5 protein-coding genes are annotated in these 5,954 nt (G+C 67.0%); 4 read left to right on the top strand and 1 reads right to left on the bottom strand.

Features of this window, described 5'->3' with window-relative positions:
* A partial coding sequence (locus LJE61_RS14815; protein WP_296918840.1) for a PP2C family protein-serine/threonine phosphatase occupies positions 1–821 on the top strand: 821 nt, incomplete at its 5' end.
* A gap of 362 nt (positions 822–1,183) precedes the next feature.
* Positions 1,184–1,882, top strand: coding sequence for an HD domain-containing protein (locus tag LJE61_RS14820; RefSeq protein WP_296912204.1), 699 nt, complete (start codon positions 1,184–1,186; stop codon positions 1,880–1,882).
* A gap of 69 nt (positions 1,883–1,951) precedes the next feature.
* Here the strand turns inward: LJE61_RS14820 and LJE61_RS14825 are convergent, their stop codons facing one another.
* The gene (locus tag LJE61_RS14825) at positions 1,952–4,216 is read right to left on the bottom strand and encodes a CHASE2 domain-containing protein (RefSeq protein ID WP_296918842.1); all 2,265 of its coding nucleotides are present in this window, start codon (positions 4,214–4,216) and stop codon (positions 1,952–1,954) included.
* A gap of 489 nt (positions 4,217–4,705) precedes the next feature.
* Here LJE61_RS14825 and LJE61_RS14830 point away from each other — a divergent pair, with 489 nt between their 5' ends.
* Both LJE61_RS14830 and LJE61_RS14835 read left to right on the top strand, forming a co-directional pair.
* Complete coding sequence (locus tag LJE61_RS14830; protein ID WP_296918843.1) at positions 4,706–5,662, top strand: nitrate reductase; 957 nt, start codon at positions 4,706–4,708, stop codon at positions 5,660–5,662.
* On the top strand, positions 5,662–5,954 hold a 293-nt coding region (locus LJE61_RS14835; RefSeq protein WP_296918845.1), incomplete at its 3' end, for a cytochrome b/b6 domain-containing protein. The genes LJE61_RS14830 and LJE61_RS14835, both read left to right, overlap by 1 nt.

A 5,954-nucleotide genomic window follows, 5' to 3' on the forward strand; every position in this document is an offset into this window, starting at 1 on the left:
GAAACTTTGTGCGGCTGTTCGCGGACCGCTTCCGCGCCCGAACCGAGGCGATGCAGAAGGCCCTGGAGCAGCAGCTCCGATACGAGCAGATGCAAAGAGAGCTCGGAATCGCCCAGGAGATACAACTGGGCATGCTGCCGCGCGATCTCGATCTCGCGCCCGAGATCGAGATCGCGGCGGAGATGACGCCGGCGCAGCTCGTTGGGGGTGATTTCTACGATGCCTTTCCGGTCGGGGCCGAGGACTGCTGCCTCGCCATCGGGGATGTCTCGGGGAAAGGCGTCCCGGCGGCGCTTTTCATGGTCCGAATCCTGACCCTGCTGCGCACGGAGCTGCTCAAGGATCAGCCGCTCGACGATGCCCTGAACAAAGTCAACGCGACGCTGTGCCAGGATAACCCGACGTGCATGTTTGGGACCTTGGTCGTCGCCATCGTCAATCGGCGCACCGGCCATGTTCGTTACATCAACGCCGGGCATGACCCGATCCTCCAGGGCGACCGGGGCATCGTTTATCGGGCGCTGCCACCACCTAGGGGCATCCTGATCGGGGTCGACGAGGGCGCGGTCTATGAGGTCGCCTCGCTGAGGTTGAGCAGAAACGACGTCCTGGTGCTCTACACCGACGGCGTCACCGAGGCGATGAGCCGTGCCCATGAGGCGTTTTCCGCCGATCGACTCCTGGCCTGTCTCGGGGATCGTCCCGCGCTATCCGCCGCGGAGCTCGTGGAACGCGTCAAGCGCGCGGTCAGGGAATTCACCGCCGGAGCGCCCCCGTCGGACGACGTCACTTTGGCCATCCTGAGATACCAGGGCCCTTGAGACATCGGGATCGACCGCTCGGCTGGGCAGAGAGCTCCTCGGTCCAGGCAATGTGGCACCAGCAAGGACATCCGCCAGTCGAGGTGTCCGCCGGTCTCTGCGGTTGCCCCACCTGTGGGCAGGTCTGTCGCGAACGCACTACCGGTTATATGGATCGGCCGTCCTGGCCAGGATCAGCTCGCCTGCCGAGAGGCGCGATGCTCGGAAGGCTCCGTTGTCTGGGACTGAGGCGCCTGAACATGCCGGGCCTCCCGCCCCGAACGGGACACGCAACAGCGTTTCCCTGAGACAAGGGCGCGGAGAAGATCCGCCGCTGTTCTGCGATACTCTTCGCGACAGCTGCCGATCCGGCGGATGATCGCTTGAATCAAGATAGCCAATACCGAGCCCCCGCAGGCATCCGCGCAAAGGTCTCACTCGCGAGGCTTCAGCGTCGTTTTCGCGCGCTCTGGTCGCGATGCGTGGAGCGCAATGCCAACCCGGACGACGCCGACGCCGCTTGGGAGACGCTGGTGCAAGGCTACACCGAGCCGCATCGGCGCTACCACGACATCGGGCACCTCGATCATTGTCTGCACGCGCTGGACCTGGCTGCGACCGTCGCGCGCGATCCGGACACGCTCGAGCTGGCCATCTGGTTCCACGATGTGGTGTACGAGCCGGGGGCCGGGGACAACGAATCGCGCAGCGCGGACGTCTTCGCGCGAGTGTTGGGCCCGTCGATGGCCCCGGCCAGCGTGACCAAGACCCGCCAGCTCATCCTGACGACGACCCATCGCGCGCTCCCCGATGGCGGCGACGAGCGCTTCATCGCGGACATTGATCTGTCCAGCCTGGCGAAGCCCTGGGCGCAGTTTCTCGAGGACAGTGACAACCTCCGTGCCGAGGAGCCGGACAAATCGGAGGAGGAGTATTGCCGCGCCAAGGCGCGCTTCTTCGGCGGGCTGCTTGGACGGGCACGCCTGTTCAACACCGTGCCGTTCCAGCTTCGCTACGAGACCAAGGGGCGCGAGAACATCCGGCGCTTCCTCGGGCTGCTCGCCGAGCGCGGCTTCGCCTGAAGCGAGGGCCGTATCGGCACGTTGTCACGGAATCTGCCGCCAGGACGTGCGACGGGCGCGCCGAGCGCCCTACTTCGCGCTCATGGTCACGACACGCGGATCCTCGCTGGTCGCCTGCCCTTTCATGTAGCGGTCACACAGATCCAGATAGAACCCGGTGGGGCCATCCTGGGGGTAGCTACCCAGCAGAAGCTTGAAGCGCTCGGCGGCCTTGGCCCACTCGGCCCGCTGGAACAGATCGAGCGCCTGGGCGAAGCGCTCACAGAGCTCACGCATCGCCGGGGTCGCATCAAGCTGATGCGACAAGACCTCGACGATCGGCAGTACGTCCGTCTTGCCTAGGAGTCGGAATCGCCCGATCTCGCGCAGCTGCAGCGCATCATCGAATCCGGCCGTCACCGAGCGGGTCGCCAGGATCTGTGTGCCAACATACCTGTTCAGACCCTCGATTCGCGACGCCGTGTTGGCGCTGTCTCCCACGATGCTGTAGACGAAGTGCCCACCACCACCGGCGCGCCCCACGTAAACCTCCCCGGACTCCATGCCGATGCGCAGCCTCGCGCCCGCGAGGCGATGCCGGTTCTTGAACTCCGCGATGGCCTGCGCCGCATCCAACGCGGCCAGGATCGGCCGTTTGCGGACGTCCGGGTCAAGCGGATCCCCGGTCCAGGCACACATGATCGCGTCGGCCCGAAACTCGGTGACGGCGACGCCGTGTCTCCTCAATGGCTCGGCGAGCGACTCGAAATAGTCGTTCAGAAACCTGGCAAGCTCGCCGGGGCCCATCTGCTCGGCGACGGTGGAAAAACCGGACATGTCCGTTGCCAGACAGGTGCTGTACACGACGCGATCCAGGCTGGGCGAATCCCCTCGCTGGGCCGCCAGCCCCAGATGGACGTCCTCGGGCAGGTAATCGCTGATCGCCTGGCTGATGTGCCTGGCCCGCCGCCCGAAAAGCAGGTATTGCGTGATCAACCCGAACGAGAGCGCGAAGGGCAACTGGACGAGGAGGGGTGTGGCGACAGGGAGCCAGAGATCAGCCCGGGCGAAGCCCCATTGGCCAGCCAAGGCAAACAGGACCGCGAGACCGACGGCGAGGGGCACACCGATGATCGCCGGTAGCAGGTACAGGATCGCGCCTACTGACAGGCCGAAGAGAAAGAGACCGGCCGGCGTGGCCCAACCGTCCAAGGTCTTCAAGGAGCGGTCAGTCGACAGGTTTGCGTAGGCGGTTGCCGCGATCTCGACGCGACTGAGGTCGACACCGTCGTCCCATCTGAAGACCGTATCAACGGGATCCGTCTGCCCCGGGCCCAGTCGCCCGGAAAGCCCCACGAAGACGACCTTGCCCGTGAAGTCGAGTGCCTCGGGCGGAGGGTCGGTGGCCTCTCCCTTGACGACCGATTGATAGGGGATGGTGGTCATCGTCCCGGGCGGGCCGTAGAGATTTAGGTGGCGCTCGGCGGGGCCCCCGTAGAGGGCGCCGAGCGCGGCCATCAACTGGCCCGGATCGAGGCCTGCATCCTCCGCCTCCGAGACACCCTCGGGGCAGCCGGCGGCCAGCTGTCCGGGCAGACCGGGATGCAGAACGAAGATCCCGCGGAGCGCGAGCATGAGCCGGCGGAGCCCCTCGGGACCCTCGATCGCCTCGACGCGCTGCGGCAGCTCAGCGGCTGCCCGGACTCCCGAGGATTTGAGGCGGGCGAGCAGGCGCGGGTAGACGCCGAGTGCCTGGACCTGGAGGGCGACGGCCGGCATGGTCGGCGCCGCGCTCGCCCCCGCGCCGAAGACCCTGAACTGCCCGACCGGGCCCGGCGGTCTGTCGAGGGGATCGGGGCCGAGTCCCCGCGCCGCTTGGGCGAAGGCGGGCAATGGCCGCTGGAACGACTCCCCCCGGACCGGGCCTCCTTGCCCGCGTTGCCGCTCGAAGATCGGCTGGCGCGCTCCGAGCGGTTCTTCGCGTAAGACGACGCGCCCCGCATCGGCCATCGCCCTCGCCAGTGCGAGATCCTGCTGCGGGTCCGTGGGATGGCGAAGGTCGAGATCCAGGACGATGGTGGACGCACCCGCTTGCACCAGTGCGTCGATCAGTTTGGCGTGAACGGAACGGGGCCAATCGCCGGGCAGCTCACCCAGATCGAGCGACGGACCGGTCTGGCGATCGATCGCAACCACCGCGACGCCGGTCGGGGGATCGATCGGCCCGCGCATCCGCAACAGCCAGGGCAACCCCAGGGCTCGCTCCAACGGCATGTAAAGAGGCGAGACGGCCAGTATCGCGCCTGCCGCACCGCTGGCGATGCCGATGATCCACCCCTTGATCCAACGGTGCATAGGGCGTCCCTGGAGCCGCAATACCTGAGCGATTAAGTGTGCCGAAGGAATCGGAGCCGGGCAATGTGTGCCTGAACGGTCAATCGGTCGCAGCCCCTTGACGCGAACTCGTCGAACGGTCCGATCGGCGCCTGCCCGGCCGCCAGCCGCGCCTTCCGCCCCCTTTGCCATTCCCCAAGCACGAGCCGTTTCGCCGGTAGGCCAGGGATGGTAACTTGGCAGGGCGGTGGCCGCGGACCCATGCCCCTGGCGGCCGTGTGCCGAAACACCGGCGCCGCGTCGCGGTCAATGTCATCAGTATCCGAAGGTGACCGGGTGCAACCCTCGGACGTCTGTTGCACGGCCCGCTTGAATCGACCGGCCAAGGATGTCTCGGGCCTCCTGCAGTCAACCGGAGCTCAGATGAAGATGACAAGCGCGCGGACAGCCGCAGGCATCGGCCGGGCTGGGGACGCACCTCGCGGGACGCGTCCGCGAGGAGCAGAGCCGATGCCGCGCCGGCGACGGCTGCACCTGACCCTGCTGTGTCTTCTCGCGCTCGGCACCGGTTCCGTTCCCCGCTTCGGAGCGGCGGCCCCGGAGCAGCGCGGAGATGAGGTGGACGCGGTCCTCGCGGCGGCCGCCGCGGACCGCCACGCCTGTCTGCGCTGTCACGCCATGACGACCCTCGCCTACCGCAACCCGGAGGACGGCGCGATCGTCGACCTGTCGATCGATCGCCGCGGTCTCTCGCACTCGGTCCACGGCAATCTGGCGTGCATCGACTGTCATCGCCGCAGCTATCGCCGCTATCCGCATCCGGAACGCCCGGCCCCCGAGGAGTTCGACTGCATCGGCTGTCACCGGGATGACGGCGACGATCTCGCGCGCGACTGGGGGCACATCGACGCGGAGTTCCAGCGCAGCGTGCATGCCGTCTCGGACGACCCGGGCGCGGCGGGATTCAGCTGTCACTCCTGCCACGACCCGCATCGCTTCCGAACGGCCGAGGTAGGTGAGCCGGTCACGCAGATCGTGCGCGATCACAACGCGGTCTGCCTGTCGTGTCATGAGGGGCTCATCGCACCGCACCGCGGCAGCCATGGCTGGCTGCCGAATCGCGACGCCCACTGGGAGGCGGTCCGCTGCGTAGACTGCCACACCCCGGGCGCGCTCCACGCGAGCCACGAGATCCTGGCGGCCGAGGAGAGTGCGCGGAATTGCGTCGGCTGTCACTCGACTGACCGCACGCTGCTGGCCCGGCTCTACCAGTTTCAGTCGGAGGAAGACATCGCGCGCCGCGGACTGATCGCCAAGGCCGTCTTCAACGAGGCCTACGTGATCGGCATGAGCCGCGATCCGGTGCTGGATCGACTCAGCCTGATCATACTGGGTCTGGTTTTCCTGCTGCTGACGGCCCACGGCATCGGGCGCTATCTCGCCCACCGGGCGCACGGGAGGGCCTGATGACATCGCTGTATCTCTATCCGCTGTGGCTGCGCGTCTGGCATTGGGCCAATGCCGTCCTGTTCCTGGCACTGATCCTCTCGGGGGTCAGCATGCACTATAGCGGGACCGACTGGCTGATGCCTTTCGCGACTGCCCGCGTGGTCCACAACACCGCCGGCATCCTGCTCACGATCGGCTGGATCGGATTCGTCGTCGCCAATGCGAGGACCGACAACGGACGTCACTACCACCTCAAGCTCCGCGGTCTGATCGGGCAGCTGATCGCACAGACGCGCTACTACGCGTATGG

The sequence above is a fragment of the Thiocapsa sp. genome, from assembly GCF_022340925.1.
Classification (GTDB): Bacteria; Pseudomonadota; Gammaproteobacteria; order Chromatiales; family Chromatiaceae; genus Thiocapsa.